The 26,912-nt window shown below is 74.8% G+C and carries 29 protein-coding genes; 18 read left to right on the top strand and 11 right to left on the bottom strand.

Annotated elements, in window-relative coordinates; genetic code table 11:
• Positions 1 to 233: 233 nt before the first annotated feature.
• On the bottom strand, positions 234 to 893 hold the full coding sequence (locus tag ACJOT3_RS06785) for a TetR/AcrR family transcriptional regulator (RefSeq protein WP_406969948.1): 660 nt from the start codon (positions 891 to 893) through the stop codon (positions 234 to 236).
• Between the two features lie 60 nt (positions 894 to 953).
• Between ACJOT3_RS06785 and ACJOT3_RS06780 the strand changes: the two genes are divergently transcribed.
• The gene (locus ACJOT3_RS06780) at positions 954 to 1,787 is read left to right on the top strand and encodes a class I SAM-dependent methyltransferase (protein ID WP_406969946.1); all 834 of its coding nucleotides are present in this window, start codon (positions 954 to 956) and stop codon (positions 1,785 to 1,787) included.
• On the opposite strand, the gene ACJOT3_RS06775 is transcribed toward ACJOT3_RS06780, so the two are convergent.
• Complete coding sequence (locus tag ACJOT3_RS06775) at positions 1,768 to 2,316, bottom strand: hypothetical protein (protein WP_406969944.1); 549 nt, start codon at positions 2,314 to 2,316, stop codon at positions 1,768 to 1,770. The genes ACJOT3_RS06780 and ACJOT3_RS06775 overlap by 20 nt on opposite strands.
• A 72-nt stretch (positions 2,317 to 2,388) precedes the next feature.
• Here ACJOT3_RS06775 and ACJOT3_RS06770 point away from each other — a divergent pair, with 72 nt between their 5' ends.
• The 4 genes from ACJOT3_RS06770 (at position 2,389) to ACJOT3_RS06755 (ending at position 6,511) form a co-directional block, all read left to right on the top strand.
• Positions 2,389 to 2,850 (top strand): MarR family transcriptional regulator, encoded by a 462-nt coding sequence (locus tag ACJOT3_RS06770; RefSeq protein ID WP_406969942.1) that lies wholly within the window; start codon positions 2,389 to 2,391, stop codon positions 2,848 to 2,850.
• Positions 2,851 to 2,860: 10 nt separating this feature from the next.
• Positions 2,861 to 4,465, top strand: coding sequence for a sensor histidine kinase (locus ACJOT3_RS06765; protein ID WP_406969940.1), 1,605 nt, complete (start codon positions 2,861 to 2,863; stop codon positions 4,463 to 4,465).
• Between the two features lie 10 nt (positions 4,466 to 4,475).
• A complete protein-coding gene (locus ACJOT3_RS06760) occupies positions 4,476 to 5,153 on the top strand; it encodes a response regulator (protein WP_406969938.1) in 678 nt (225 codons plus the stop codon).
• Between the two features lie 89 nt (positions 5,154 to 5,242).
• Positions 5,243 to 6,511: an alpha/beta hydrolase family protein gene (locus ACJOT3_RS06755; RefSeq protein ID WP_406969936.1), complete on the top strand. Its 1,269-nt coding sequence runs from the start codon at positions 5,243 to 5,245 to the stop codon at positions 6,509 to 6,511.
• 42 nt (positions 6,512 to 6,553) lie between these two features.
• Here ACJOT3_RS06755 and ACJOT3_RS06750 read toward each other — a convergent pair whose 3' ends face one another.
• Both ACJOT3_RS06750 and ACJOT3_RS06745 read right to left on the bottom strand, forming a co-directional pair.
• A complete protein-coding gene (locus ACJOT3_RS06750) occupies positions 6,554 to 7,354 on the bottom strand; it encodes an ABC transporter permease (RefSeq protein ID WP_406969934.1) in 801 nt (266 codons plus the stop codon).
• On the bottom strand, positions 7,351 to 8,268 hold the full coding sequence (locus ACJOT3_RS06745; protein WP_406969932.1) for an ATP-binding cassette domain-containing protein: 918 nt from the start codon (positions 8,266 to 8,268) through the stop codon (positions 7,351 to 7,353). The genes ACJOT3_RS06750 and ACJOT3_RS06745 overlap by 4 nt, the downstream gene beginning before the upstream one ends.
• A gap of 190 nt (positions 8,269 to 8,458) precedes the next feature.
• Between ACJOT3_RS06745 and ACJOT3_RS06740 the strand changes: the two genes are divergently transcribed.
• The 5 genes from ACJOT3_RS06740 to ACJOT3_RS06720 all read left to right on the top strand — a co-directional run bounded on the left by ACJOT3_RS06740 (position 8,459) and on the right by ACJOT3_RS06720 (position 12,615).
• The gene (locus tag ACJOT3_RS06740) at positions 8,459 to 8,653 is read left to right on the top strand and encodes a DUF1918 domain-containing protein (RefSeq protein ID WP_406969930.1); all 195 of its coding nucleotides are present in this window, start codon (positions 8,459 to 8,461) and stop codon (positions 8,651 to 8,653) included.
• Positions 8,654 to 9,196: 543 nt separating this feature from the next.
• Positions 9,197 to 10,360 (top strand): sensor histidine kinase, encoded by a 1,164-nt coding sequence (locus tag ACJOT3_RS06735; RefSeq protein WP_406969928.1) that lies wholly within the window; start codon positions 9,197 to 9,199, stop codon positions 10,358 to 10,360.
• Positions 10,357 to 10,998, top strand: a complete 642-nt coding sequence (locus ACJOT3_RS06730; RefSeq protein ID WP_406969926.1) for a response regulator transcription factor — start codon at positions 10,357 to 10,359, stop codon at positions 10,996 to 10,998. Before ACJOT3_RS06735 ends, ACJOT3_RS06730 begins: the two co-directional genes overlap by 4 nt.
• Positions 10,999 to 11,147: 149 nt before the next feature.
• Entirely contained in the window at positions 11,148 to 11,903 is a 756-nt protein-coding gene (locus ACJOT3_RS06725; RefSeq protein WP_406969924.1) for an AfsR/SARP family transcriptional regulator, read from the top strand.
• Between the two features lie 55 nt (positions 11,904 to 11,958).
• A complete protein-coding gene (locus tag ACJOT3_RS06720; RefSeq protein WP_406969922.1) occupies positions 11,959 to 12,615 on the top strand; it encodes a MerR family transcriptional regulator in 657 nt (218 codons plus the stop codon).
• A gap of 58 nt (positions 12,616 to 12,673) precedes the next feature.
• Here ACJOT3_RS06720 and ACJOT3_RS06715 read toward each other — a convergent pair whose 3' ends face one another.
• From ACJOT3_RS06715 to ACJOT3_RS06685, 7 genes are all read right to left on the bottom strand, one after another.
• The gene (locus tag ACJOT3_RS06715; protein ID WP_406969920.1) at positions 12,674 to 13,885 is read right to left on the bottom strand and encodes a lactonase family protein; all 1,212 of its coding nucleotides are present in this window, start codon (positions 13,883 to 13,885) and stop codon (positions 12,674 to 12,676) included.
• Positions 13,886 to 13,907: 22 nt separating this feature from the next.
• On the bottom strand, positions 13,908 to 14,687 hold the full coding sequence (locus ACJOT3_RS06710) for a hypothetical protein (RefSeq protein ID WP_406969918.1): 780 nt from the start codon (positions 14,685 to 14,687) through the stop codon (positions 13,908 to 13,910).
• A 77-nt stretch (positions 14,688 to 14,764) separates the two neighbouring features.
• Positions 14,765 to 16,927: an MMPL family transporter gene (locus ACJOT3_RS06705; protein ID WP_406969916.1), complete on the bottom strand. Its 2,163-nt coding sequence runs from the start codon at positions 16,925 to 16,927 to the stop codon at positions 14,765 to 14,767.
• Positions 16,928 to 16,979: 52 nt separating this feature from the next.
• A complete protein-coding gene (locus tag ACJOT3_RS06700) occupies positions 16,980 to 17,966 on the bottom strand; it encodes an ACP S-malonyltransferase (RefSeq protein ID WP_406969914.1) in 987 nt (328 codons plus the stop codon).
• A gap of 92 nt (positions 17,967 to 18,058) precedes the next feature.
• Positions 18,059 to 18,529, bottom strand: a complete 471-nt coding sequence (locus ACJOT3_RS06695; protein WP_406969912.1) for an ester cyclase — start codon at positions 18,527 to 18,529, stop codon at positions 18,059 to 18,061.
• Between the two features lie 35 nt (positions 18,530 to 18,564).
• Positions 18,565 to 19,230 carry an HAD family hydrolase gene (locus ACJOT3_RS06690; protein WP_406969910.1) on the bottom strand — a complete coding sequence of 222 codons (666 nt, stop codon included), beginning with the start codon at positions 19,228 to 19,230 and terminating at the stop codon, positions 18,565 to 18,567.
• Positions 19,227 to 20,207, bottom strand: a complete 981-nt coding sequence (locus ACJOT3_RS06685; protein ID WP_406969908.1) for an AfsA-related hotdog domain-containing protein — start codon at positions 20,205 to 20,207, stop codon at positions 19,227 to 19,229. Before ACJOT3_RS06685 ends, ACJOT3_RS06690 begins: the two co-directional genes overlap by 4 nt.
• 216 nt (positions 20,208 to 20,423) lie before the next feature.
• Here ACJOT3_RS06685 and ACJOT3_RS06680 point away from each other — a divergent pair, with 216 nt between their 5' ends.
• From ACJOT3_RS06680 to fabG, 8 genes are read left to right on the top strand one after another with little or no spacing between them, the layout of a single operon-like run.
• The gene (locus ACJOT3_RS06680; RefSeq protein WP_406969906.1) at positions 20,424 to 20,693 is read left to right on the top strand and encodes an acyl carrier protein; all 270 of its coding nucleotides are present in this window, start codon (positions 20,424 to 20,426) and stop codon (positions 20,691 to 20,693) included.
• On the top strand, positions 20,686 to 21,903 hold the full coding sequence (locus ACJOT3_RS06675) for a beta-ketoacyl-[acyl-carrier-protein] synthase family protein (protein ID WP_406969904.1): 1,218 nt from the start codon (positions 20,686 to 20,688) through the stop codon (positions 21,901 to 21,903). The genes ACJOT3_RS06680 and ACJOT3_RS06675 overlap by 8 nt, the downstream gene beginning before the upstream one ends.
• Positions 21,900 to 23,042, top strand: coding sequence for a beta-ketoacyl synthase N-terminal-like domain-containing protein (locus ACJOT3_RS06670; RefSeq protein ID WP_406969902.1), 1,143 nt, complete (start codon positions 21,900 to 21,902; stop codon positions 23,040 to 23,042). The genes ACJOT3_RS06675 and ACJOT3_RS06670 overlap by 4 nt, the downstream gene beginning before the upstream one ends.
• 40 nt (positions 23,043 to 23,082) lie before the next feature.
• Entirely contained in the window at positions 23,083 to 23,487 is a 405-nt protein-coding gene (locus tag ACJOT3_RS06665) for an FAS1-like dehydratase domain-containing protein (protein ID WP_406969900.1), read from the top strand.
• Positions 23,484 to 23,936: a MaoC/PaaZ C-terminal domain-containing protein gene (locus tag ACJOT3_RS06660; RefSeq protein WP_406969898.1), complete on the top strand. Its 453-nt coding sequence runs from the start codon at positions 23,484 to 23,486 to the stop codon at positions 23,934 to 23,936. Before ACJOT3_RS06665 ends, ACJOT3_RS06660 begins: the two co-directional genes overlap by 4 nt.
• Positions 23,933 to 24,715 (top strand): thioesterase II family protein, encoded by a 783-nt coding sequence (locus tag ACJOT3_RS06655; protein WP_406969896.1) that lies wholly within the window; start codon positions 23,933 to 23,935, stop codon positions 24,713 to 24,715. The genes ACJOT3_RS06660 and ACJOT3_RS06655 overlap by 4 nt, the downstream gene beginning before the upstream one ends.
• Positions 24,712 to 26,133, top strand: coding sequence for an MFS transporter (locus ACJOT3_RS06650; RefSeq protein ID WP_406969894.1), 1,422 nt, complete (start codon positions 24,712 to 24,714; stop codon positions 26,131 to 26,133). The genes ACJOT3_RS06655 and ACJOT3_RS06650 overlap by 4 nt, the downstream gene beginning before the upstream one ends.
• Positions 26,130 to 26,870, top strand: a complete 741-nt coding sequence (gene fabG / locus ACJOT3_RS06645) for a 3-oxoacyl-[acyl-carrier-protein] reductase (RefSeq protein WP_406969892.1) — start codon at positions 26,130 to 26,132, stop codon at positions 26,868 to 26,870. The genes ACJOT3_RS06650 and fabG overlap by 4 nt, the downstream gene beginning before the upstream one ends.
• The last annotated feature ends 42 nt before the right edge of the window (positions 26,871 to 26,912 follow it).

Raw genomic sequence — 26,912 nt, 5'->3', positions numbered from 1 at the left:
GGCCCTGCACGGGTTCGCGGTCCTCAACTCCACCGCCGCGCCCGAGGACGTCGACGCCCTGCTGCCCGGGATCATCGAAGTCCTGGCCACCGGCCTCCTCCCCCGCTGACCCCCTCCCCCGAGGACGAGAGAACGCATGCGCGCCCCCTGGCGCGCCGGGGGGCCGCCCGCCGGGAGGGTCCGGTTCGACGTGGTGTTCGGCGAGCCGCGCCCGGCCCTCGCCCGGGACCGGGCTACCGGCCGCCGCCGGCCGGGCCCGGGGCCGCGCACAGGCGGGCGGTGAGGATGTCGCCCGCCCACTCCTGCCAGCGCTCGTGCGGCCAGCCGCGTTCGCGGGTCAGGGCGAGGTAGGGCTCCGGGGCCAGCAGGGCGTAGAGCTCGTCGGCGGCCCGCCCCGCGTCCGCCCCGGGGGCGGCCCCGGGCTTGGCGACCAGCGCAGAGGCGAAGGCCGAGCACACCGTGTACCGCGGGTCTGCGGGCGCGTCGGGTCCCCACAGGTCGCGCACGGCCGGGTCGGTGGCCTCGGCCACCCGAAGCATCTCGGTGACGGCGGCGACCCGGGCCAGCACGCGGCCGGTCCCGGCCACGTACCGGGCCAGCGCGGTGTGGGCGTCGTCGGCGCCGACGGCCTTCCGGAACCAGGGGCGCTCCAGGGTCGGCACGGGTTCGTCGTCGCCCGCGATGGCGGTGTCCACGACCTCCTTGAGCAGGGCGCCCTTGGTGCCGAACGTGTAGAAGAGCGTCTGCACCGCCACGCCGGCCCGCTCCGCGACGGCCTGCATGGGGGTGGCCCCGTACCCGTCCGCGACGAAGAGCTCGCGGGCGGCGTCGATCATGCGGGCGCGGGTGAGGCGGGCCTTCTCCGCGCGCTTTCCGGTCTTGACTCGCTCCATGGCGGAAGTCTATTACTAGAGTAAGTCACTAGTGAACGACTCTAGTCATTGGAGTGGGACATGACCGCCATCGCCAACACCGAGCAGAAGCGGGCCTGGGAAGGGGAGGTGGGCGCGCCCTGGGTGGCCGGCCCGGACCGCTACGACGCCATGCTCCAGGAGTTCAACCCGCTGATCCTGGCGGGCGCCGGCATCGCCCCCGACTCCCGCGTCCTGGACGTGGGCTGCGGGACCGGGCGGCTCACCCGGGAGGCGGGCGCCCTGGCCGAACGCGGATCGGCGCTGGGCGTGGACATCTCCGCGACGATGCTGCGCGCCGCCCGGGAGCGCACCCCTGCGGGCGCCAACGTCTCCTACGAGCACGCCGACGCCCAGGTCCACCCCTTCCCGGAGGCCGGGTTCGACGTGGTGGTCAGCCGGGGCGGCGTGATGTTCTTCGACGACGCCGGGGCGGCCTTCGCCAACATCGCCCGCGCGGTGCGACCGGGCGGGCGGATGTCCCTGCTGCTGCCCGCGCCGACCGGCCCCGAGGACGACCACACACTGGCCACCGCCGCGCTGCACCCCTACATGACGGCGGGCCCCACACCCACCCGCCGCCGGATGATGTCGCTGCTCGACCCGGACCTGGTGCGCGGGCTCCTGGAGGGGGCCGGGTTCGCCGACGTGGCGAACGAACTGGTCCACGCCCCGTCGCACCTGGGCTCGGACCCGGCCGACGCGGCCGCCTTCCTCACCGGCCAGGCCGGGATCCGCCCGCACCTGGAGGCCCTGGACCCGGCGGAGCGCGAGCGGGCGCTGGCCGCCCTGACGGCGGACCTGGCGGCCTTCCACGGCCCTGAGGGGGTCCGGGTGATGGACCCGGGCCGCGTCGTCACCGCGGTGCGGCGCTGACGCCGTTCGCCCGGTCGGCCTCGCCCAGGAGGGCGAACTCGCGGAACACCCCGGCCAGCCAGGCGAAGGTCAGGGCGATGACGGTGAGGTTCTTGGCGGCGACCACGGCCGCGACCACCCAGGGCCGCTCGGCCGCGGGCACCCACAGGCCGATCGCCGCGTTGGGCAGCAGGTCGAAGACCACGAAGGCCGCGGCCAGGAAGGCGAACTGGCCGAGGAACAGGCCGAGCCGGGGCGTGATGCCCGCCGCGAAGGCGGCCCACGCCCCGGCGGGTGTCCGCCGCCCCGGGGGCAGGACCTCGCGGGCGGCGATCCACAGCAGGGCGCCGAGCAGGACCAGCCGGGAGCCCTGGGCGACGGCCTCGGAGGCGGCCCCGAGCCCTCCGGTGAGCGGGCTGCCGGGGGCGATGAGCGCGAACCGCTGGACGGTGGGCACCAGGGACAGGCCCAGAACGAGCGGGGCGTGGCGGGCGTAGGCGCGCAGGGCCCAGAGCAGGGCGGCGCGTGCAGCGCGGGCGGTGGCGAGCATCGTTTCACCTCTTTGAATAGTTCATTGATTTGAACTATACGACGCGGTGAAGGATCGCGGTAGTGTGGGCCCGTGACCGCCGCACCGCAGGAACCCGTCGGCGACCGCGAGGGCTGGGACCTCAGCACCGCCGTCGTCCTCTTCCACGACGCCCTCGGCGCCCGCCTGGGCGTGGGCGCCACCGACCACAAGGCCCTGGGCCTGCTCCGCCGCAACGGGCCGATGACCCTGAGCGCGATCGCCGCCGGGCTCGGCGTGGTCGCCGGGGCCGCCACCGCCGTGGTCGACCGGCTGGAGGCCGCCGGGCTGGTCGAGCGCTTCCGCGACCCCGGCGACCGCCGCCGCGTCCTGGTCCGCCCGCTCTCCGACGCCGCCCCCGCCGAACGGGACGCCTACGCCCGCCTGGGCGGGGAGACCGCGGCCTTCATGGCCGGACTCGGCGAGGACGAGCGCCGCGCCGTCCTGGACTACATCGCCCTCACCCGCCGCCTCCTGGAGGAGGAGACCGCCCGCCTGCGCGACGCCGACGCCTAGGCTCGGGGCCATGAGCACGCCCGCCGACCGCTCCGCCGCCCCGCGCCCGGTGGCGACCGACCTGGCGCTGTGGGCCGCCCTCGGCGGCCTCACCGTCCTCGAAATCTCCGACCTCCGCGACGGCCTCCCCTGGTGGGAGGCGGGCGCCCTGCTCGCCGTCCTGGCCCTGGCCGTGGGCCTGTCCCGGAGCCGCCCCCACACGGCGGTGGCGATCGCCCTGACGGCCGCCACCGCGGAGATGGCCGCTGTGGGCGTCCGCCTGGCCGAGACCCTGCTGTTCTCCCCGCTCGTCTCCCTGGCGGTGCTGGCCCTGCTGGCCGGGCGGCGCTCCGGCCGGACCGGGCCGATCGCCTCCATGGCGGTGACGGCGGCCCTGGTCGTTCTCGCCCTGTACACCGGATCCGCCGTGATGGCCGGGTCGGACGCCCGCGACCTGCTGTCCGGTCTGGTCGACGCGCTCGGCGGGGCCCTCGGCCTGGTCGGCGCGCTCGTCGTCCCCTGGCTGCTGGGCCGCCACCTGATGTGGCGCAGCCGCCTCAGCCGGGGCGGCTGGGAGGTCGCCGAGCAGATGGAGCGCACCCGGGCCGCCGAGGCCGACCGCGCCCGGCTGCGGGAGCGCACCCGGATCGCCGCCCGCATCCACGACTCCCTCGGCCACGACCTGGCCCTGCTCGCGGTGCGCGCCGCCGCCCTGGAGATGGCCTCGCAGGACTCCCCCGAGCACGCCGCGGCCGCCGCCGGGGTGCGCGAGGCCGCGCACGCCACCACGCTGCGGCTGCGCGAGGTCATCGGTGTGCTGCGCGACGGACCGGTCGGCGAGGACACGGTGACGGTGCCCGAATCGGTCTCCGATGCGGTCGACGCGGGCATGCGCGTGCGCCTGCTGCGCGAGGGCCCCGACCCCGATCCGCGCACGCCCGGCGGACGGGCGGTGGGGCGGCTGGTCCGCGAGGCGCTCACCAACGCCGCCCGGTACGCCCCCGGCGCCGAGGTCACCGTGCGGGTCGTCCGGGACGGCGGGCCGACCCGGGTGGAGGTGGCCGACACCGGCGCCGACGCCCCCGCGGTGCCCGGCCGCGAGGACGGGACCGGGCTGGCCGAGCTGCGCGCGGAGGTCACCGCCCTGGGCGGGACCCTCGACGCCGGTCCCCGCACCGGCTCCGGGTTCGCGGTGCGCGCCGAGGTCCCCGACGGCGGTCCCGGGGACGGGGAGCCCGCGCCCTCCCGCACCCGGCTGGCTCGTGAGGAGGCGCGCGCCGGGGCCCGCCGGAGCGTGTTCGCCGCGGTCGTGGTCCCGGTCGCCATCGCCCTGCCCGTCGTCGGCGCCGGGTTCGCCCTGCTGTGGTGGACCAGCAGCAACTCGGTGCTGCCGCCCGAGGACTACGAGCGGATCCGGGTGGGCGACACCCGGGCGCAGGTGGAGGCGCTGCTGCCCCTGTACGCCTATCCCGAGCGGTCCGTGGACGGCGCGCCCCCGGAGCCGCCCGGCGCCGACTGCCGCTACCAGCTGGTGCGGCACGAGAACGGACTGCCGCCGGTGTACCGGCTGTGCTTCGCCGACGGGGTCCTGGTGTCCAAGGAGGAGATCGACCGGGAGTCCGCGGCGGACGAGTAGGGTGTGCGGCGTGGAAACCGGGAACGGCTCCGGGACGCTGCGGGTCCTGCTGGCCGACGACGAGGCGATGATGCGCGCCGGGCTGCGAGCCATCCTGTCCTCCGTCCCCGGGTTCGAGGTGGTGGGCGAGGCCGCCGACGGCGCCGAGGCGGTGGCCCTGGCCGCCGAGCACCGGCCCGACCTCGTGCTCATGGACGTGCGCATGCCGCGGATGAACGGCCTGGAGGCGGCGGAGGCCATCGCGGCCGCCCGCCCGGAGACGTCGGTGGTCGTGCTGACCACGTTCGGCGAGGACGCCTACATCGAGCGGGCGCTGTCCTGCGGCGCCGACGGGTTCGTGCTCAAGACCGGCGACCCGCACCAGCTGGTGGCCGGGCTGCGGGCGGTGGCCGACGGCGGCGCCTACCTGTCCCCCGAGGTGGCCCGCCGGGTGGTCGACCTGCTCGACGACTCCTCGCCCCGCCGGACCCGCACCGCGCGGGCCCGGGAGCGGGTGGACCGGCTCACCGCCCGCGAACGCCAGGTGCTGGAGCTGGTCGGCCAGGGCTGCTCCAACGACGAGATCGCCCGCAGGCTCGGCATCGCGGCCGGGACCGTGAAGGTGCACGTGGGGTCGATCCTGACCCGGCTCGGCGTGGGCAACCGGGTGCGGGCCGCGATCCTGGCCTACGAGGCCGGGCTGCTCTGACCCCGGGGAACCCCCTACCCCTTTGTGCCTAGGCGGCCGCCGCCGTCCGGGCGATGCGGCCGGGGGCGGGCGCGGCGGAGCATGCGGACATGACACGTTCACCGACGCCCCGCGCCGTCCGGACCCGCGCCCTGCTGTGCGCCGCGCTGGTCCTGGCGGCCTCGCTGGCCGCCCCGACCGCGCTGTCCGCCCTCACCGGCCCCGACCCGGTCGCCCTCGCGCCACCGGCGCCCACCGGTCCGCACACCACCGGCCGCACCACCCTGCACCTGGTCGACCCCGGCCGCGGGCACCCCTGGGTCCCGGCCGCCGAGGACCGCGACGTCGTGGTCGACGTCTGGTATCCGGCCGAGGGCGGCGGGGAGCCCGCCCCGTACGTCCCGGCGTCCTTCGCGGAATCCATGAAGCGGGAGTTCGAGCAGTACGGGATCCCGCGCGACGCCGTCGACGCGGCCGGTGCGCGGACGGCCTCGCTGCTCGACGCCGACGCCGCGGACGCGCGCCTGCCGGTGCTGCTCCTGTCCCCGGGGCTGGGCATGTCGCGCTTCCAGTTCACCGCCCTGGCCGAGGACCTGGCCTCGCGGGGGTTCGCCACGGTGGTCATGGACCACCCCTACGAGGCGCTCGTCGTGGACCTGCCCGACGGCCGTGTCCTGCGCACCGCCCTTCCCGCCGACGACACGGAGAACCGGCGGCTGGCCGCGGGGGTGCGCCTGGCCGACGCCCGGTTCGTACTGGACCGGCTGGAGGGGTTCGCCGCCGGGGAGGACACCGCCGACGACTCCGGGCACCCCCTGCCCCGGGGCCTGGCCGCCGCCCTGGACATGGAGCGGGTGGGCATGTTCGGCCACTCCTTCGGCGGGGTGACGGCGGCGGAGACGATGCTCGTGGACGGGCGGGTCGACGCCGGGGTGAACATGGACGGCAGCATGGCCTACCACGTGGGCGACCGGGAGTGGTCCGACGCCACCCTGGCCGGGGCGTCCCGCCCGTTCGCCCTGATGGGGGCCGGGGTGAGCGGCGATGAGGGGCTGCCCCACCGCTCCGACCACTCCCCGGACTGGCGGATGTTCGTGGAGGCGTCGAGCGCGCCGGTCCTGGAGGTGTACATGCCCGACGGGGAGCACACGGCGTTCACCGATCTCCAGTGGATCGCCCCGCAGCTGGAGGACGCCCTGGCGCCGTCCTCGGCGGCCTGGCGGAACGCGGTGCGCGGCGGCCTGGGCACCGTGGACCCGGAGGCGTCGATCGCCGCCCAGCGCGCGCACCTGACGGCGTTCTTCGACCACCACCTCCGCGGCGGGGCGTCCCCGCTGCCCGACCCGGCGCCGGCGGTGACCGAGGCCGTGGAGCACTGACGGCGCTCGGCCCCCGCGCCCGTCGGCGCGGGGGCCCGCCCATCACACGTCGCGGATCCGGAACTCCGCGCGGGCGATGATCCAGGCGGCGGCCGCCCACCCCGCGACCACGACGATGTTCACCGGCCCGTCGTGGGGTGCGGTGTAGAACCCCACGTCGCCGCCCGCGTAGAACTCGATCCCGGCAGTGCCCGGGGCCAGCGCCGCCAGGTCGTCCAGCACCGGGTTCCCGGACAGCTGGAGCACCAGCGGCAGCCCCAGGAGCAGCAAGAACCCGATCACGAACGTGCCCGGGGCGCTGCGCAGCGCCGTTCCGACCCCGGTGAACAGGACGCCGAACAGCGCCATGCACAGCCCCGCGCCCAGCGCCGTCCCGGTGACGGTGAGCGGGTCCGGGGCCGCGTACCGGCCGACGAACCCGGCCAGGACCGCCGTGCCCGCCGCGGTGGCCAGGACGCCGACCGCCCCGGCCAGCGCCGCCACCACCAGGGTGCGCGCGGTCAGCACCAGGGAGCGGTCCGGCCGGGCCAGCAGGGTCCCGGTGACGCCCCGGTCCCCGAACTCGCCGGTGGCGGCCAGCGCGGCCAGGGTCAGCACCGTGAACTGCACCAGGTAGAAGTGCCCCTGCGAGAGCAGCCGGGCGTAGGCCAGGGAGTCGGCCTCGTCGGGGTTCTCGGCGATCCGCGACAGCTCGGTGATCCCCATCAGCGCGGCGAACACGGCCATGCCGAGCAGGGCCGCCGCCACCGTCCACCACGTGGAGCGCAGCGAGGCCAGGCGGATCCATTCCGCGGCGGTCTCCCGGCCCAGCTCGACCGGGTACCGGATCCGGGTGCCGCTCATCGGGCGCTCCCCTCGGACGCGTACTCCACGGCCTCGCCGGTGAGTTCCAGGTAGGCCTGTTCCAGGGACGCCTCCCTGGTCAGCAGGGCGTGGACGCGGACCCCGGCGGCGTGCGCCAGGTCCCCGACCTGGGCGGCGGACGCGCCGAACACCCGCAGCAGGCCGGGGCCGGGCTCCACCCGCACCGCGGGGCCGCTGCGCTCCAGGTGCTCCCGCAGGGGTGCGGGGTCGGGGGTGCGCACCTCCACGTGGGTGCGCGACCAGGCGCCGATGACCTCGGCCAGCGGGGCGTCGGCGATCAGCCGTCCCCGCCCGATCACCACCAGGTGGTCGGCGACCGCCTCCATCTCGCTCATCAGGTGGCTGGACACGAACACGGTGCGCCCCTCGTCGGCCATCCGCCGCACGAGCGAGCGCATCCACCGCACCCCGTCCAGGTCCAGGCCGTTGACGGGTTCGTCGAACAGCAGCACCCCGGGGTCGCCCAGCAGCGCGTCGGCCACGCCCAGCCGCTGCCGCATGCCCAGCGAGTACCCGCCCACCCGGCGTCCGGCCGCCTCGGCCAGCCCGGCCTGTTCCAGCACCTCCTCCACGCGGTTCCGCGGGACGCCGGTGCCGACCGCCTTGGCCCGCAGGTGGGCCCGGGCCGAGCGCCCGGGGTGGGCCGGTCCCGCGGGCAGCACCGCGCCCACCCGCAGCGCGGGCCGGGGCAGGTCCCGGTAGGGGCGGCCGTCCACCAGCGTCTCCCCGGAGGTGGGCGCGGCCAGTCCCAGCAGCACCCGCATCGTCGTGGTCTTGCCCGCCCCGTTGGGCCCCAGGAATCCGGTGACGCGGCCGGGCTCCACCGTGAAGGTGAGCCCGTCCACCACCGTTCGATCCCCGTAGCGCTTGGTCAGATCCCGGACCGTCAGCATGCGCGTCCTCCTCGTCTCGTCCGTCCGGGCCAGCGTGCTGCCCGGCGGCCGTTCCGCGCATCGGAGGTTCGTCGGGACCCGGCTACCCCTTTGTGCGTAGGGGTCGCCCCGGGGCCCGGTTCGGGGCGGCGCGGGGCCGGGTAGACCCCGGGTACGGGCCGGGCGGGGGACCGGCCGGAACGGGGGGATCATGCGCGCGAGCGTCGGCGACCGCATCCACACGCACGGGGTCACCAGCAGCGACGGGCAGCACACCGGCGAGATCGTCGAGGTGCGCGGGGCCGAGGACGGCCCGCCCTTCCTGGTGCGCTTCCCCGACGGCCAGGAGCGGCTCGTCTACCCGGGGCCGAACACGGTGGTGGAACCCCGGCGCCCGGTCGACTGACACGGCACCGGGACCGGCACGGTACCGGGAAAGGGCGGTGGGCCCGCGCGGGCCCGCCGCCCTTTCCGGTACCCGGAACCGATCGGCACAGCACGCCATTCGGACATTCGAGGAAACCACCAGAACAGCCACCGTGTGACATAGTTCACTATCCGGTAATTCGGAATAAAACAATCTCCACCTGCGAATACTCACACTCCGGAATTGACCGGAAGCGGACGCCGGGAACCTTTCCATCACACGACGCATCACATACGCTACAAAACATTAACGGTGGGTCGAGTGGACTACGGCGCAGCTCCCTCTCGGCAGCACGCGGGCGAACGCGAAACGCCCTCGGCCCCCGGCGTCCGCACGGAGACCAGCGCTTGGGGAAGCGCCCCGGACTCGGGCGCGGACAACGATGATCGCCGATCGGGGGTGGCGCGAACGTTCACCGGCATGGGCAGCTCCGCCGACCGACGAGCCCCTATTCGGTTCCCGAGAGTGATCACTCGAACACAAATCGATGCCCACGATGATCCTGTCACGGAAATTCATCGCATGAACGAACGCGATCGATCCATGCATGTCAAGGATTCCCTCACAGAAGGCGGGGGATACGACGTCACCCCCTCGTTCCCGAAAGGCTCTCCGGCCGACTCCCTTCTCCGCGCGGCACCCGCGCTGCTGGACCTGCTGGCCACCCGTCTGGACCGCGAGAACAACCCGCTGCGCACCGATCCCGACGTCTGGCCCCACTTCACCGCCTGGGCCCTCTCCGTCATCGGCGACTGCGCCTGGAGCCTGCACCACGCCGAGCCGTGCCCCCGCGTCGGCCTCATGTCCGAGACCTACTGGGCCGAACTGGAGGAGACCGCCTGGGCCGACCACGCCCGGCACACCGGGCAGGCCGCACGCCTGCTCTTCGAGCTCATCTCCGACGCGCTGCCCGACGGGCTGCCCCTCCCGCTCGCCAAGGCCGCGCTCACCACCGCGCAGCACGAGACCACCCTGCGCATGGAGGCCGCCCTGATCCGCGAGCGGGCGCGCTTCCTGGCCCAGGAGCAGAACGCCAACCAGGAGTTCCGCCGTTTCCTCGCCCGCGAGCTGCACGACCGCATCGGAGGTTCCGTCAGCCTCGCCAACCGCCAGCTGGAGCTGTACGAACTGCTCTCCGTCCGTGCCCCCGACGTGCACGCCGACGGCCGGCTGCGCGCTCTCAAGACCGCCCTGTACGAGCTCAACCGCCAGCTCCGCGACCTCATCTCCGACCAGCGCCGCAGCGAGCGGGCCGGGTCCCTGGAGATCGCCCTGGGCTCCTACGTCGAATCGCTGGACCTGACCGGGATCGACGCCCAGGTCGACATCTCGGGCGAGGAGTCGTGGGTCCCCCCGCACTTCCTCGACGAGCTCTTCCTGGTCCTGCGCGAGTGCCTGCGCAACTCCGTCCGGCACTCGGGGGCCGACCGGGTCCACGTCGCCGTGCGGTTCGAGCGCACGGAGATCCGCGCCATCGCCTCCGACAACGGGGCCGGGTTCGACGTCGACGACCGGCTGGAGCGGGCGGCCCGGGGAGAGGGCGGCTCCGGGCTGTTGTCGCTGACCGAGCGGATCACGGCGCTGGGCGGACGCGTGCGCTTACTCAGCTCCCCGGAGAACGGCACCCGCACGATGATCCTCGTGCCCATCGACACCCCTTCCATCAGAGCGGAGACCACCCGATGACACGGGTCGCCGTCGTCGACGACCACCACCTCCTGCGGGAGGCCCTGTGCGACCTCCTGCGCACGCAGCCGGGACTGGAGGTGGTGGCCAGCATCGGCTCCGTCCGCGCCCTGGTCCCGGATCTGCTCGCGGCCGCACCCGACGTGGTCCTGCTCGACCTGGAGATGCCCGGGCACGACCCCCGGCGCACCGTGCGGGAGCTGTTGGCGCGGGCGCCCCGGGTCAACGTGATGATCCTGAGCATGCACGACGACGGCACCCTCGTGAACGACCTGCTCTCGCTCGGGGTCCGCGGCTACCTGCACAAGACCGTCGACCTGGTGACCCTGGTGGCGGCGATCCGCGGGCTGAGCGACCCCGACCGCACCACCGTCGTGGTCTCCTCGCCGCACTGGCAGCGCCCGGAGCCGGCCACCGCGCTCACCCGGCGCGAGGAGGAGGTGCTGCGCAAGGTGTCCGAGGCGATGAGCAACCGCGAGATCGCCCGCTCGCTGGACATCACCGAGGGGACGGTCAAACGGCACCTGCGCAACGTCTTCGAGAAGCTCGGGGCGGTCTCGCGGATCGACGCCGTCAACAAGGCCGTCGAGTCGGGGGTGCTCTCGCCGCACCGGGGCAAGGGCGAGGCCCAGCTCTGAGCGCGGGCGCGGCCCCCGGTACCTCTTTGGAGGCAGAAGGGGTCACCCCTAGAGCACAATCCGCTTGTCGGTGCTCACACACCGTCCTAGTTTCGAAGTGCGACCCGGTGGCCGACCCCGGCCCTGCACACCAGCGAGGAGACAGGCAGATGCCCCGTTTCGAGATCCTCGGTCCGCTCCTGCTGAAGGCCGACGGCGGAACGGGGCTGCGCCGCGGCCCCAAGGTCGACAGGCTGCTCTCCCTGCTCCTGGTCCGAGCCGGCCAGACGGTGGGCGTGGACACCATCATCGAGGAGCTCTGGGACGGGGAGCCGCCCGCCACGGCGCTCCAGACCGTGCGCACGCACGTGTACCACCTGCGCGGCGCCCTGGAGCGCGCCTGCGGCCCGGAGGCCGCCCGGCGCGTCCTGCGCACCCACGGGTCGGGCTACCGGATGGAGCTGTCCCCCGCGGAGCTGGACCTGTCGGCCTTCCACCAGCTCGTCTCACAGGCCACCGTCCTGGCCGCGGAGGGGCGCCACGCCGAGGTCGTCGACCGCGCGGAGCAGGCCCTGGCGCTGTGCCGGGGCCCGGTCCTGGCGGACGTGCGGCCGGGGCGGGTCCTGGCCGGCCACGTGGCCCGCATCTCCGAGGTCTGCACCCGCCTGCGGGAGATGCACGTGGACGCGTCCCTGCGGCTGGGGCGCCACCGGGAGGTGCTACCCGAGCTGCGCGGCCTGGTCAGCGTCTACCCGCTGCACGAGGGGTTCCACGCCCGGCTCATCGACGCCCTGCACCGGTCCGGCCGCCGCGGCGACGCGCTGAACGCCTTCCGGGACGCCCGGGACGCCCTGCACGAACACCTGGGGCTGGAGCCCTCCGAGGAACTGCGCCGCCTCCAGCGCACCATCCTCGGCGGCGCGTAGGAACGGGCCCGGACCCGCCCACCGAACACCACCGCCCGAGGGGAAGGCCGAGCGCGTGCACATCGTGGAACTGAGCGAACGGGCGTCGGTGCCCGTGGGGACCGTCGAGTACTACCAGCGCGAAGGGCTGATCGAGCCCCCCGGCGACGAGGACGGTTACGGGCCCCGGGAACTGCGGCGGCTGCGCCTGGTCCGGGTGCTGGTCGAGGTGGGCGGGCTGGGCCCGGGCGAGGTCCGCGGACTCCTGGACCGCATGACGGCCGACGGCCACACGCCCCATGCGATGTTCGGCCTGGTCCTGAACGCCCTGGAGGGCCCGTCCCGGCGGGACGACGTGTCCCTGAACCCCGGTGAGGACCCGGCGCGGTCCCTGGCCGAGCGGCTCTCCGACCGCCACGGCTGGGACGTCGACCCGGACACGGCCGACTGGTCCGAGCTGCTCAAACTGCTGCGGGCCGTGCTGTGGCTGGACGAGACCGACGCCGAGACCATGGTCGAGGCCTACGCGACGGCGGCGGACCGCATGACGCGGGCGGAGATCGACGTGATGGGGCTGTACGGGGACGTGGACGCCCTCATCGAGCGCCTGGTGCTGTGGACCGTGTTCGGGGACCCGCTGCTGGCGGCGCTGCGCCGGATCGCGCGCAAGGAGGTCTCCCGGCGCAGGTTCGACCGGGAGTTCTCCCCCGCCGACCGCGGCGCCCTGCTGTGACCGCCCGCCGGCCGGGCACGCCCGGCCGGCGCGGCACGCCCCGGTACGGCGGCACGGCCTAGTACAGGAGCACGCACGACGGGCTGGCCACCGGTACCGGGGCGCCGATCGGGGCGAGCCGCCCCTCCCCGGTGACCCGGTGGGCGGTGACGGACTGGCCCGCCTGGTTGGCGGCGTACAGGTGGCGCCCGTCGGAGTCCAGGGCGATCGCCCGGGGCCAGCGGGTCCCGGGGGCCTTGGTGGTCACGGCCTCCGACTCCACCAGGGACAGCCCGGCCCCGCCCTCCTCCACCCGGTAGGAGACGACGGTGTCCAGGCCCCGGTCGGCGGTGTGGACGAACCGGCCCTCGGCGTCGACCACCACGCCGGAGGGGGCGTTGCGGGGGTCGGCGCCGGGCGAGGCCACGGACACCGACCCCGCCACGGCCAGGGTCCGGGCCCGGGGGTCGTAGGAGCAGACGGTGAGCGTCGAGCCGAGTTCGTTGGACACGTACAGGTGGCGCCCGGAGGGGTGCAGGGCGGCGTGCCGGGGTCCGGCCCCCTCCCCGACGAGGACGCGGTGGCGTTCGGTGAGCCGTCCGGTGTCGGGGTCCAGGGAGTAGACGTACACGTGGTCGTTGCCCTTGTCGGGGACGATCACCTCGTCGGTCCCGGGCACGGGCAGGCACATGTGCGGGTGCGGCGCGGCCTGTTCCGCGGGGTCGGGGCCGCCGCCGTCGTGCTCGACCAGGTCGGTGAGAGGGCCCGGGGACCCGTCGTCGAGGAGCCGGTGGACGGCGACGCTCGCCGAGTCGTAGTTGGCGGTCATGAGGAACCGCCCGCCCGGGTCGGTGGACAGGTGGACGGGGGTGGCGCCCTCCGTGGCCGCGGCCCCCAGGGGTTCGAGCCCGCCGTCCGGCAGGATCCGGAGGGCGTGGACGTGTCCGTCGCCGGTCTGGGACACCGCGTACAGGACGTCCCGGCCGGGGCCCAGGACGAGGTAGGAGGGGTTGTCGATGCCCTCGTGGTAGCCGCGGACGGTCAGCGCGCCGTTCCCGGCGATGTCGGCCAGCCCGATCCCCGGCAGCCCGGGGAGTCCGTACTCGCCGACGGTGAAGCCCCCGATGTAGGCCCGGCGCGCGGCCGGCCGGGGCGGGGCGGCCGCGGCGGGCCGGACGGCGGCCCAGGCCAGCGCGCCCGCCCCGGCCGCGATCGCGGCGGACAGGAGCGTCCGCCGGTCGATCCCGGCGGGGCGCGGCCCGCCGGGGGCCGCCGTGTCGTCGATGGTCATGGTCCGTCCTCGGGTCGTGGGGTCACACGGAGGAGCCGACGATCAGCCCGGAGAGGAGGACCACGGCGGCGCCGGTGGCGGCGGTCCCCAGAATCAGGTGGGCCCACCCGGGCCACCGGCGTGTCAGGGGCACCGTCCTGAGCAGGGCGATCGTGAGCACGGCCGCCGCCCATCCGGGCAGCAGGAGCCGCAGGCCGACCTCGCCGTTGAGCAGCAGTTCGTCCCGCGGCGAGGCGCAGGCCAGGGGTGAGCAGTCCGCCGGGGGCGCGGCGTCGAGCAGGTGGACGCCCGCCGCGGCGGCCGCGGCGGGCAGCAGGAGCAGTGCGGCCGTGAGCGGGGCGTAGGGCGCGCGGGGGCCGTCCGGGCGGGCGCGCTCGCCGGTGCGCAGCGCGACGGCCGCGACCGCGATCGCCGCGGGTCCGCCGAACAGCAGGCCGAACAGGGCGCCGTGCCCGGTCTGGGCGAGCAGGTGCCACACGGTCTGGGCGGCTCCCCCGGCCGAGCCCCCGGCCAGCAGGCCGAGCAGGGCCCCGACCGCGCCGGCGGCGGCGAACGCGGTCACCGGCACCGACCAGGCGCCCGCCAGCACGCCCAGCGGTCCGCGCCCGCGCGGCGGCGGGTGGACCGCGGCCACGGCGATCGCGACCAGCGCCACCGCGTCCGGCCAGGGTGCGGTGACCCGGCCGGGCCAGGGCATGCCCCACCCGGCGAACGCACCGGACAGCGGACCTGTCAGGGTGTCCCAGTCCGCGAACAGGCCGGCCGTGAGGGCGACGGCCACGGCCGCCGCGATCGCCCGCACGCGGCCCGGCCCCCGGGGCCCGGGCCGCGCCGGTCCGGGCGTGTCCCGGACCGGCCCTCCCGTCACCGTCGCGCCCGTCATCCGACCGCCTCTCTCTGCGGGACCGGCTCCGGCGCCTCGTCCTCCCGGAACCCGTAGCGGTTCCACCAGCGCGCCAGCGGGGCGGGCGACCACCACGCGCGGGCGCCCAGGATCCGCATCGTCGCGGGCACCAGCAGGCCGCGCACCAGGGTGGCGTCGACGGCGATCGCGATGACGAGGCCCACCCCGATCATCTGCATGAAGACGATCGAGGAGGTGATGAAGCCCGAGACCACGATGATCATCAGGAGGGCGACCCCGGTGATGATGCCGCCGGTGCGCTGGAGCCCGACCGCGATGGACTCCTCCACCCCGGCGCCCCGCTCCCACTGCTCCCGGATGCGGGACAGCAGGAACACCTCGTAGTCCATGGCCAGGCCGAACGCGATGGCCACGATCAGCACCGGGAAGTTGGCGTCGACCACCCCCACCGCGTCGAAGCCCAGCAGGCCGGACAGGAAGCCGTACTGGAAGATCAGGGTGATCGCGCCGAACGCCGCGGACAGCGAGAGCAGGTTCATGACGATCGACTTCAGCGGCAGCAGCACCGACCCGAACGCCATGAACAGCACGGCGTACGACACGACGGCGACGAACAGCAGCATCCAGGGGGCGCGCTCGCCGATCATGTCGACGATGTCCACCCGGGAGGCGGGCATACCGGTGACCAGCGCCTCCGCGTCCCGCGGGGCGGCCTGCGCGCGCAGGTCCTCCACCATCGTGCGGGCCTCGGGGGACATGGGCTCCACGGTGTAGGTCAGGGTGATCCGGGCCTCGTTCCCGGCGGTGCCGGTGACCTCGGCCGTGTCGATCCCCTCCACCCCGCCCAGGCGGTCGGCGTAGGCGTCCAGTTCGGACCGCCGGTCCGCCGCCGGGCCGGGCAGGACGACGACGGCCGTCATCAGCCGGTCGGGGTCGTCGGGGAACCGCTCGGAGAGGGCGGCGTCGACCACGCGTGCGTCGGAGTCGGCGGGCAGGACCCAGTCGCCGGGGCGCGCCCAGTTCGCGGTGAGGAAGGGGGCGCCCAGGCCCAGCAGCAGGCCCACCACCAGGAGGGTGACCGCGACGGGCCGCCGCATGACGGCGTGCGCGATCCGGTACCAGCGGCCGCGGTCGCCCGCGGGCCGGGTGCGGGGCCACGGGATGCGCCACCGGTCGACGTTGCGGCCGACCAGGAACAGCAGCGCGGGCAGCAGGGTGATGGAGCTCAGCACGGCGAAGGCGACCACCGCCACGCCCGCGTAGCCCATGGAGCTGAGGAACCGGGCCGGGAAGAGGATGAGCCCGACGAAGCAGATGGCCAGCGCCAGCCCGGAGAAGGCGACGGTGCGCCCGGCGGTCGCGGTGGTGCGCCGCACGGCCTCCTCGACGTCGAGCCCGGCCGCCAGCTCCTCCCGGAACCGGCTGACCATGAACAGGGCGTAGTCGATGGCCAGCCCCAGGCCCAGGATGGTGATGACGTTGATGACGGATCCGGCGATGTCCACCGAGTAGGTGAGCACGCGCAGCACGACGAACGAGCCGAGCGCGGTGACGGCGCCGACCGCCAGGGGCAGGGAGGCCGCGACGGGGCTGCGGAAGATGAGCACCATGACGATCACCAGGACCGGCAGGGACAGCATCTCCGCACGGGCGATGTCCGACCCCGTCAGCGCGTTGACCTGCTGGGTCATCGCGGTGACCCCGCCGAAGCGCACGTCGAGCCCGGCCACCTCGAAGTCGTCGGCCAGGGAGTCGAGCAGGGCGACGCGCTCCTGGTCGTCGGAGGTGTCGAACTGGACGGCGGCGTAGGTGGCGTGCCGGTCCTGCGAGACGTAGTCCTCCGAGCCGGTGGAGGCGTAGGAGTCAAAGCTCTCGATCCCCTCCCGGGGCACCGCCTCCAGGGTCCGCGCCACGGCGTCCCCGAACCCGGGGTCGTCCACCGTCAGGTCGTCGCTCTCGTAGAGGACGACCACGTCGACCGCGTTGCGGCCCAGTTCCCCGGCGAGGATCCGGTCGGCGCGCACCGACTCGCTGGCCGGGTCGTCGAAGCCCGCCCCGCCGGTGAGGGCGCTCAGCGCGCCGGTCCCCCAGACGCCGCCGAACACCGCGACGGCGATCGCGGCGGTGACGACCCACCACCGGTGGCGGACCGCGAGCCCGCCGATGCTTGTGAACACTCGTACTCCTTCGTGCTGCCGGGCGGCGGGGTCACCCGTCCCGGCGGGATGGTCAGGCCCTTCCGGGGGAGACGGGGACGGGGGCGCCGTCCTCGCGCAGGACACCGGTCCGCTCGGCCAGGGCGGTGATGTCGTCGGGGGTGCCCACGCTCACCCGTCCGGCGGCGGGGGCGATGCGGCGGGTGAACCCGGACAGGACGCGCCCGGGTCCCGGTTCGACCAGCAGGTCCGCGCCGAGGGCCCCGGTGAGGGTCCGCACCGTGTCGAGCCAGCGGACGGGGGCGGTGAGCTGTTCGCGCAGCAGCGCGGGCCAGGGGGCCGCGTCGGTGTGCGGGGCGGCGTCCACGTTGGCCACCACGGGGACGGCCGCGGGGCGGGGGACGACCAGGTCCAGGGCCAGGCCCAGGCGTTCGCGGGCGGGCGCCATGAGGGGGGTGTGGAAGGCGCCGCCGACGGGGATGCCCACGACCCGCGAGGCACCGCGTTCGAGGACGGCGTCGGAGGCGCGGGCGACCCCCTCGACCGTGCCCGACAGGACGGTCTGGAGGGGGGAGTTGATGTTGGCGACCCACACCCGGGCCCCGTCGCGGCGCACGTCCTCGACGGTGCGCGCGACGGTGCCGGTGTCCAGCCCCAGGACGGCGCCCATGGTGCCGGGCACCGTGGCGCAGGCGTCGCGCATGGCGCGGCCCCGCTCGGCGACCAGCCGCACCCCGTCCTCGAAATCGAGGACCCCCGCGGCCACCAGGGCGGTGTACTCGCCGAGGCTGTGCCCGGCCACGGCCGCCGGCGCGGCGCCGGGCAGCGCCTCGCGGATCTCCGCGTGGGCGACGCACGCCAGCACGAACGTGGCGAGCTGGGCGTTGTCGGTGCGGCGCAGGGTGTCGGCGTCGGTGTCCAGGAGGAGCCCGGCGACGTCCCGGCCGCTCGCCTCCGACGCCCGGGCGACCAGGCGCCACGAGGGGGTGCGCGTCCACGGGGCGCCCATGCCCGGCTGCTGGGAGCCCTGGCCGGGGAAGACGTAGGCGATCCTGGTCACGGTGGGTCCTCCTTCAAGGACGGGGGCGGGGCGGGAACGGGAAGGGGCCCGGGGTCGGCCCGGGCCCCTTGTGGGTCACGGGAGGGCGGGGGTCACGGGGAGACGGTCTCCCCGGCGGACTCCTCCTCCGGGCTGAAGGGGCGCAGGTCGAGCTGGATCGCGCCGATCTGGAGCATGAGGAAGAGGTCCTGGCGGCAGCCCCAGTGCTCGACGACCTTGCCGTCCTGGACGCGGTAGATGTGCATGTGCTCCAGGGCGACGTCGGCGCCGGTGGCCTTGATGCCGAGGAAGTCGCGGACGTGGCGACCGGTGAAGCGCAGGTGGATGACGGCCTTGTCGCCGTCGGCGAAGCTGTCGATGCGCTCCCACTTGGCGTCCGCGAAGATGCTGTTCATCCACTTGGCGGTGCCCAGGTACCCGTCGGGGCCGCCGGGGGTGCCGGGAGGGGCCTCGTAGTCGACGAAGTCGGCGGCCACGTACCTGTGCGCGACCTCGGCGTCGAGGTCGTTGAAGATGTCGCCCATCTTGTGGGCGATGTCGAGGGTGGTCTCGGCCTGGGTCATGCGTACTCCTTCGGTGTGCGTGTGCGCGTTTCGGATCAGGTGGCGGGGAGTCCGGCGGGGACGCCGGTGAGTCCGGCCGTCTCGGCGACGGCCGCCGCGGTGTCGCGGAAGTGCACGGCGTGCCAGCCGGCGGCGCGGGCGCCCTCGCAGTTGCGCTCGTTGTCGTCGACGAGCAGGCACCGCTCGGCGGGGACCCCGGCGCGGCGGGCGGCCAGCTCGAAGACGTCGGCCCGGGGCTTGCGGGTGCCGACCTCGAAGGACAGCACCACGTCGTCGAAGAGCGCGGCGGGGTCCACCATGCGCCGCCAGTGGGCGTCCCAGGTGGGGACCATGTTGGAGAGCATCCCGACGAACACGCCCCGTGCCCGCAGCTCCTCCAGGTAGTCCGCCCAGACGCGGTTCGTCTCGCGGTCCTTGAACCAGTCGTCGGCGAGGGTGGTGAGGCGGCGGTCGATCCCGTGGCGCTCGCGCAGCAGGACGCCGATGCGGTCGAGCCACTCGGCCTCGGTGACGATCGGGGTGTCGATGGGCTCCATGTAGTCGTCGGTGCCGAAGGACTCGGTGACCTCGCCGATGACGGTGAGCAGCGCGTGGGCGTCGATGTCCAGGCGGGCGCAGAAGTTCTGCATCGTCTCGGCGATGGGCGGGGTGAGGACCCCGCCGAAGTCGGTCCACACCGCGGTGACGCGGGGCTCGGTCATGGGCGCTTCTCCTGGGTGGTGGGAACGTGCGCGACGGTCAGGGTGAGCTCGGCGATCACCGCTCCGCCCTGGTCGAAGCGGACCCGCCGCTCCCCCGTGGCGGTGGTGATGACGGGCGTGGTGGCGGTCACCGGCGAGGTGAGTTCGGCGAAACCGGTGAAGGCGGCGTCCACGCCGGTGACACGGAGCCGGTCGGGGCGCCCGGCGACCGGTGCGGCCAGGACGAGCTGCCGGGCCGCCTCGGTGAGGACCGCGGCCGGCAGGTGGTCGTAGGAGTGGTCGAACAGGGACGGGTTGTCCCACGGCGGACGGACCGTCGCCGTGAACTCCCCGCCGGAGGTCGCCGGACCGGACAGCACCACGTTGAGCGGGTGGGTCCGGCCCACGTCGGCGGGCACGACGTCGGTGGGCTCGGTCGCCCGGCCCGCGGTGTCGGGGACGGTCCCGTCGAGCTGGGCCCGCCGGACCGCCTCGTACTCGCCCGGGGTCAGGAACAGGACGTCCATGGTGTGGCTCCCCGCCCGGGCCCCGTCGCGGTAGAAGACCTGGTCCACACGTCCGGCCCGCACCCGGTCGCGCTTGCGGCGCACGATGGTGAAGCGGTTGTCGATGACCAGTTCCCCGGGGCGGTCGCCGCAGCGCAGGGCCTCCGGGTCGGTCTCGATGGAGAACCGGTCCACGATCATCTGGGTGCCCGGACGCGCGCCCAGGTGGGCGTGGGTCCCGGCGATGGCGGCCTGCCGGCCGGCCTCCAGGACCAGGAGGGTGTCGAAGACCGGTGGGTGCACCGTGTGGTCGCTGAAGTAGCCGTGGTTCAGGGGAAGCTGGGCGGCGGCCGTCACGTCGGTCTCCGACCGCGGCCGCAGGTCGGTGACGAAGACCTCCGAGACCGCCCTGCGGTGGACGAGTGTCCGGTCGAGCGTCGTCTCGAAGCCCAGGTCCGCCGGGGGACCCCCTGTTTCCATAACGGAAGTCATCGCGCCTCCTCTCGCTCGCTCATTTCTTTCCGGCTCCAGCCTTGCGCGGTCGGCTAAAAAGGCGATCAATCCTCGATAAAACGAGGGCGCATACCACTTTGGTAGAAGACGGGGAGCACAAAGAGGCAATTTCGTTGCTTTCCTCTTCCTGCCCGCCCAAGGTGGATCCTGAACGACCCGAACGATGGGACCGCCGGACCGAAAGGGGCCACTGGCATGGCCGAGAGGACCACCGTCGCAGATATCGATATCGACAAACTCGAAGAGATCGTCTCCCAGGAACTGGAGCTGGAGGAGGGGGAGCTCACCCCGACCGGGCACTTCATCGAGGAATACGAGGGGGATTCACTTTCCCTGATCACCGTGGTGGCGCGGATCGAGAAGGAAATGGGCGTGGTCATCCCCAAGTCCGAGCTGCACGACCTGCTCGACTTCGAGCGCCTGGCCGCCGCCGTGCGCGAATACGGCGAGGTGGACGGTGCCTGAGCCCCGCAGAGTGGTGATCACCGGCCTGGGGGCGGTGAGCAGCGTCGGCATCGGCGCCGGCGCCTTCGCGTCGGCGATCCGCGAGGGGAGCCTCGGCACCTCCGAGATCACCTCGTTCGACGCCTCCCGGTTCCCCTTCCGGACGGCCGGCGAGGTCCGGGACTTCTCCCCCCGCGACATCCTGCGCCGGGCCGACCCCGACCACTGGGGGCGCAGCGGCCAGCTGGCCGCCTCCGCCTCGCGGCTGGCCCTGGAGGACGCCGGACTCGACCCGGAGCTGGTCTCCCGGCTGCGCTCGGGCGCGGTCATGGGCACCACCAGCGGTGAGGCCACCGTGTCCTCGGTGCTCGGCGAGCAGTGGGTGTCGGGGCGGATGAAGGAGTTCTCCCCGCGCCTGGTCGCCCAGGCCCCGGCCAGCCAGATCGCGGCCGCGGTCGGCGTCGAACTGGAGCTGAGCGGGGACGTCCAGACCATCCCGACCGCCTGCTCGGCCAGCAACTACGCGCTGGGGCACGCCTTCGACCTGGTGCGCACCGGCGAGGCCGACCTGATGTTCGCGGGCGGCGCCGACGCCGTCAACCGGTTCACGCACGCGGGCTTCCACGCGCTGGGGGCGCTCGCCCCGGACGTGTGCCGCCCCTTCGACAAGGACCGCGCGGGCATCCTCACCGGCGAGGGGGGCGTGTCCCTGCTGCTGGAGCCGCTGGAGTCGGCGGTGGCGCGCGGTGCCCGGATCTACGCCGAGGTGCTGGGCTACGGCGTCAACTGCGACGCCCGGCACATGGTGCACCCGGACCCGGAGACCATCGCCGCCTGCATCCGCGACGCCCACGCCTCCGCGGGGATCACCCCCGACCAGGTCGACTACATCTGCGCCCACGGCACCGGGACGCCGACCAACGACGCCACCGAGGTCCAGGCCGTGCGCGAGGTCTTCGGCGACGACCTCCCGCCGATCAGCTCCATCAAATCGATGATCGGCCACACCATGGGCGCGGCCAGCGGGTTCGGCGCGGTCATGTGCTGCAAGGCCCTGCACGAGGGCTTCCTGCCGCCCACCGCCAACGTCTCCGAGGTCGACCCGCTGCTGGGCCCGGGCCTGGACGTCGTCCCGGGCCGCGGCCGCGACGCGAGCCCGCGGATCGTGCAGAACCACGGCTTCGCCTTCGGCGGCAACAACGTCATCACCATCTTCGGGAGGCCGGAATGACCGCCCTGACCACGGAGCCGGGACCGGCGCGCGCGTCCGTCCGCCCGGCGCAGCCCCTGGCCATCACGTCCGTGGGCGTCGTCTCCGCCGCCGGGCAGGGACTGGACGCCCTGGGCGGGCTGCTCTCGTCCGGCGGCGCCGGGCACGCGGCCCCGCAGGGGGACGACGCCGACCGGTACCCGCCCATCGCGGTCCGGTCCGTGGCGGACTTCCGGCTGCGCGACCACGTGGGCCGCAAGGGCACCCGCAACCTGGACCGGCTGACCGGGTTCGGGCTGGTGGCCGCCAAGGCCGCCCTGGCGGAGGCCGTCGAGGAGACCGACCCCGACCGCACCGGGGTGGTGATGACCACCAGCACCGGCAGCACGCAGAGCCTGGTGGACCTGGCGGGCGACACCCTGCTCCAGGACCGCCCCTACCTCGTCAACCCGTCGCGGTTCCCCAACACGGTGCTGAACTGCTGTGCCGGGCAGATCGCCATCTGGAACGGGCTGCGCGGCCCCAACATCACCCTGGCCGCGGGCCAGGTCTCGGGGCTGAACGCCTTCCGGCACGCCCGGCTGCCGCTGTCCCTGGGCCGCGCCGACCGGCTGGTGGTCGGCGGCGTGGAGGAGCTGAGCGCCGCGCTCGCCTGGGGCTGGCACGCCGCCGGCGCCCTGGCCGGGGGCACCGCGGTCGGTGAGGGCGGCGTCGCCTTCACCGTCATGACCACCGAGGCCGCGGTCGCCGCCGGGGCCCGGGTCCACGCCGAGGTGGCGTCCGTGGAGACGGGCCTGCACCCGGCCGCGCGCGGTGACCGGGCCGGCGCCCTGGCCGGGTACGCGGCGCGCGCCCTGGAGGCCGCCGGGCTCTCGCCCGACGACGTCACCGAGGTGTCGTACGGCTCCACCGGCCTGGTGGGCCTGGAGCGGGCCGAGCGCCGCGGCGTCGCCGCCGCCCTGGGGCGGGTCCCCGCCGCGCACGAGGTGTCGGGCGCGGTGGGCCAGTGCTACAGCGCGGCGGGCGCCATGCAGGTCGCCGGGACGCTGGCGCGGTGGCGCCGGGAACCCGCCGACCGCCCCCGGACCGCCCTGGTCACCGCGCTGGGCCACGACGGCGGCCTCGGCGCGCTGGTGCTGCGCGAGGGCGGTGGCCGCTAGTGCCCGCCGAAGCGACCGGGATGCCGGGGAGGTGCGGGGGATGGCTCTGAACGACGCCCTGGTCGGCCGGGTGTACCGGGGCGCGGACACCTACGAGGTGGGCCGCGAGAAGGTGCGCGAGTTCCGCGCCGCCGTGGCCGCCCCCGACGGCGACCAGGCCCCGCCCACCTTCCCCATCGTGCTCGCGATGAGCGCGCAGGAGGCGGCGGTGCTCGACCCGGAGCTGGGCTTCGACTTCTCCCGGGTGATCCACCGGGACCAGTCCTTCCGCAGCGTCCGACCCCTGCGACCGGGCGACGTGCTCACCACCGAGGTCGTCATCACCCGGATCGAGACCCTCGGCGGCAACGACCTGGTGGCCCTGCGCAGCGACCTGCGCGCGGCCGACGGAGAGGTCGTGTGCGTCGCCACCACCACCCTCATCACCTGGGCGGAATCCCCATGACCCTCACCCATGACCCGGCCCCCGCGCCGGTGGCCGTGCCCGGAGCGGGCCCGGTCGGCCTGGAGCTGCCCGAGCGGCGGTTCCCGCTGACCCGGACCGCCCTGGTCCGGTACGCCGGGGCCTCGGGCGACCTCAACCCCATCCACTACGACGAGCACACCGCCCTGCGGATCGGGCTGCCCGGCGTCATCGCCCACGGCATGCTCACCATGGGGCTGGCGGCGACGGCGCTCACCGACTGGTTCGGCCCCGCCGCGCACGTCGCCGAGTACGAGACCCGGTTCTCCCGCCCCGTGGTCGTCCCGCCCGGGGAGGGTGTGGAACTGGTCGTCTCCGGACGCGTGGACGCGGTCCCGGACGGGGACCGCAGCCGGGTCGTGCTCACCGCCGTGTGCGGCGGCGAGCGTGTGCTGGCGCGGGCCCGAGCGGTGGTGACCGCGGTCCGATGAGCGCACACGGCGTCGTCCACGCCTCCCCCCTGGTCCGGGTCCGCCCGGTCGGCTCCCCCGTCGCGCGGGTGTTCCTGTTCCACCACGCGGGCGGGGCGCACACCGCGTTCCGCGGCTGGGGCCGCCGCTTCCCCGAGGGCTGGGAGGTGTACTCGGTCGAGTCCCCGGGGCGGGGGCACCTGGCGGAGGAGCCCTTCGCGACGGCGATGGACCCGCTGGTCGGGAGGATCACGGCGGCCGTCGCGCCGCTGTCCGACGTCCCCGTCGGCCTCTTCGGCCACAGCATGGGCGCGGCCGTCGCCTACGAGACGGCCCGCTCCCTGGCGGCCTCCGGTGCCGCCCGGGCGGTCTGGCTCGGCATGTCCGGCCACCCGGCGCCCGTCGCGGACGTCCCCGACGCCCGCCTCGACCGGCTGTCGTCCCACGAACTGCGGGCGCGTGTGGGCGCGCTGGGCGGACTCCCCGACGCGATCACCGCCGACGACGCGCTGTGGTCCCTGTTCGAACCGCGCCTGCGCGCGGACCTCTCCCTGGTCCGGGCCTGGCGGGCGCAGGGCCCGCCCGCCCCGCAGCCGGTGCCGCTCACCCTGTTCGCCGGGGAGGACGACCCGGTGGCGGGCCCCGGACACGTGGCCGGGTGGGCCGGCCTCGCACAGCGCCCCCGGGGGTTGCGGGTCTTCCCCGGCGGCCACTTCTACCCGGCCGGGAACCGGGAGCGGATCATCGCGGCCATCACCGGCGAGGTCGCCGCGGCGGCCGGGCGGGAGGCGGTCCGATGAACCGGCGCACCGGAGGGTTCGCGGCCGTCGCCGCCGTCGCGGCGCCGATGTTCATGGTCGCGTTGGACAACCTGATCGTCACCCACGTCCTGCCGCAGATCCGGATGGAGTTCGGGGGCGACCAGACCCGGCTCCAGTGGGTGGCCAACTCCTACATCCTGGCGTTCGCCGGGCTGCTGATGACCGCGACGGCGCTGGGCGACCGGTTCGGCCGCCGCCGGGTGTTCGCCGGGGGGATGGTGCTGTTCACCCTCGCCTCCGTCTGGTGCGCCACGGCCTCGTCGATCGCGGAGCTGACGGCCGCGCGCGCCCTCCAGGGGGCCGGGGCCGCCGCGATCCTGCCGCTCTCGCTGACCCTGACCGCGGCCGCCGTCCCGCCCGAGCGGCGCGGCGCGGCCATCGGCCTCTGGGGCGGGATCAACGGGCTGGGCATCGCCCTGGGCCCGCTGGTGGGCGGGGCGATCTCGGAGGCCCTGAGCTGGCACTGGGTGTTCTGGGTCAACGTGCCCGTCGGACTGCTGCTCCTGCCCGTGGTGCTGTGGTGCGTGCGGGAGAGCCGGGGCGGCTCGGGGTCCTTCGACCTGCCCGGCGCGGTCCTGGCGGCCGGCGCCCTGGTCGCGGCCGTGTGGGGCGTGGTGACCGCGGCGGACCACGGCTGGTCGCAACCGCGCACGCTCGTGCTGTTCGCGGTGGCGGCGGCCGCGCTGACCGGGTTCGTGCTCTGGCAGCGGCGGGCGGCCGCGCCCCTGGTGCCCCTGGGGCTGTTCCGCGAGCGCGGGTTCACGCTGAGCCTGGTGGTGTCGCTGGCCATGTACTTCGGGGTGTTCGGGTCGGTCTTCCTGCTCGCCCAGTACATGCAGGGGCCGCTCGGCCACGACCCCCTGACCGCCGGACTGCTCACCCTGCCGTGGACGGCCGCGCCCATGCTCGTCGTCCCGCTGGTCGGCGCGCTCGTCGACCGCGTCGGCGGCGGCCCGCTCCAGGCCCTGGGGTGCGCCCTCCAGGCCGGGGCGCTGGGCTGGCTGGCCCTGGCCGCCACCACGGACCTGCCCTACCCGGCGATGCTCCCGGCCCTGCTGGCCGCCGGGGTCGGCATGGGGATCGTCTTCGCCGCGAACCCCGTCATGGTCATCGCCTCCGTGCCCGAGGACCGGCACGGCACCGCCTCCGGTGTCAACAACACGGTCCGCGAGTTCGGCGGCTCCCTGGGCATCGCGGCGATCAGCGCGATCTTCGTGGTCATGCACCCGCAGGTCGGCGACCCGGACGCCGCCTTCGTCGCGGCGTTGCGGCCCGCGGTCCTGCTGGGGGCCGCCGTCACCGCGCTGGGCGCCGTCGCGGCCCTGTTCATCGGACGCCCCGCCGCGGCGCGCGCCCGTGTACCCATCCCCACCCACGAACGGAAGGACATCCCATGAACGACCGACCCGTGGCGATCGTGACCGGCGGATCGCGCGGCATCGGCCGCGCCGTCGCCCTGCGGCTCGCCGAGGACGGCCACGACATCGCGTTCTGCTACCAGAGCGCGGGCGGGGCCGCCGCGGAGAGCGCCGAGAAGATCCGCGGCACCGGGGCCCGCTGCCACCACGCCGTCTGCGACGTCTCCGACCCCGACGCGGTGCGCGCCTTCACCGCCGGGGTCAAGGAGGAGCTGGGCGACCCCGCCCTGCTCGTCAACTCCGCCGGGATCCTGCGCGACGCCTCGGTCGCGACGATGGCCGACGAGGCGTGGCGCGCGGTCATCGACACGAACCTGACCGGCACGTTCAACTTCTGCAACGCCACCGTCTTCGACTTCATCAAGAACCGCCGGGGCGGCATCGTCAACATCTCCTCCGTCATGGGGGTGTACGGCAACGCCGGGCAGGCCAACTACGCCGCCGCAAAGGCCGGGATCAACGCCCTGAGCAAGTCCCTGGCCAAGGAGGTGGCCCGGTACGGCATCCGCGTCAACGCGGTCGCCCCCGGCTTCATCGAGACCGACATGACCCGCGACCTGCCGCCCAAGGTGCGCGACGGCGCCCTGGCCAAGGTCCCCCTGCGCCGGCTGGGCACCCCCGAGGACGTGGCCGACCTCGTGTCGTTCCTGGCCTCGGACCGGGCCTCCTACATCACCGGCCAGATCCTCCAGGTCGACGGCGGCGTCGTCCTGTGACCCCCGCGTCCGCGGGCACCGCCCCGAACCCCTTGAACCCCC

Origin of the sequence: Nocardiopsis protaetiae, assembly GCF_045446735.1 — a bacterium.
Lineage (GTDB): Bacteria > Actinomycetota > Actinomycetes > Streptosporangiales > Streptosporangiaceae > Nocardiopsis > Nocardiopsis protaetiae.
Note: the sequence above shows the minus strand (reverse complement) of the source record. Positions and strands in the feature narration are given on the sequence as shown.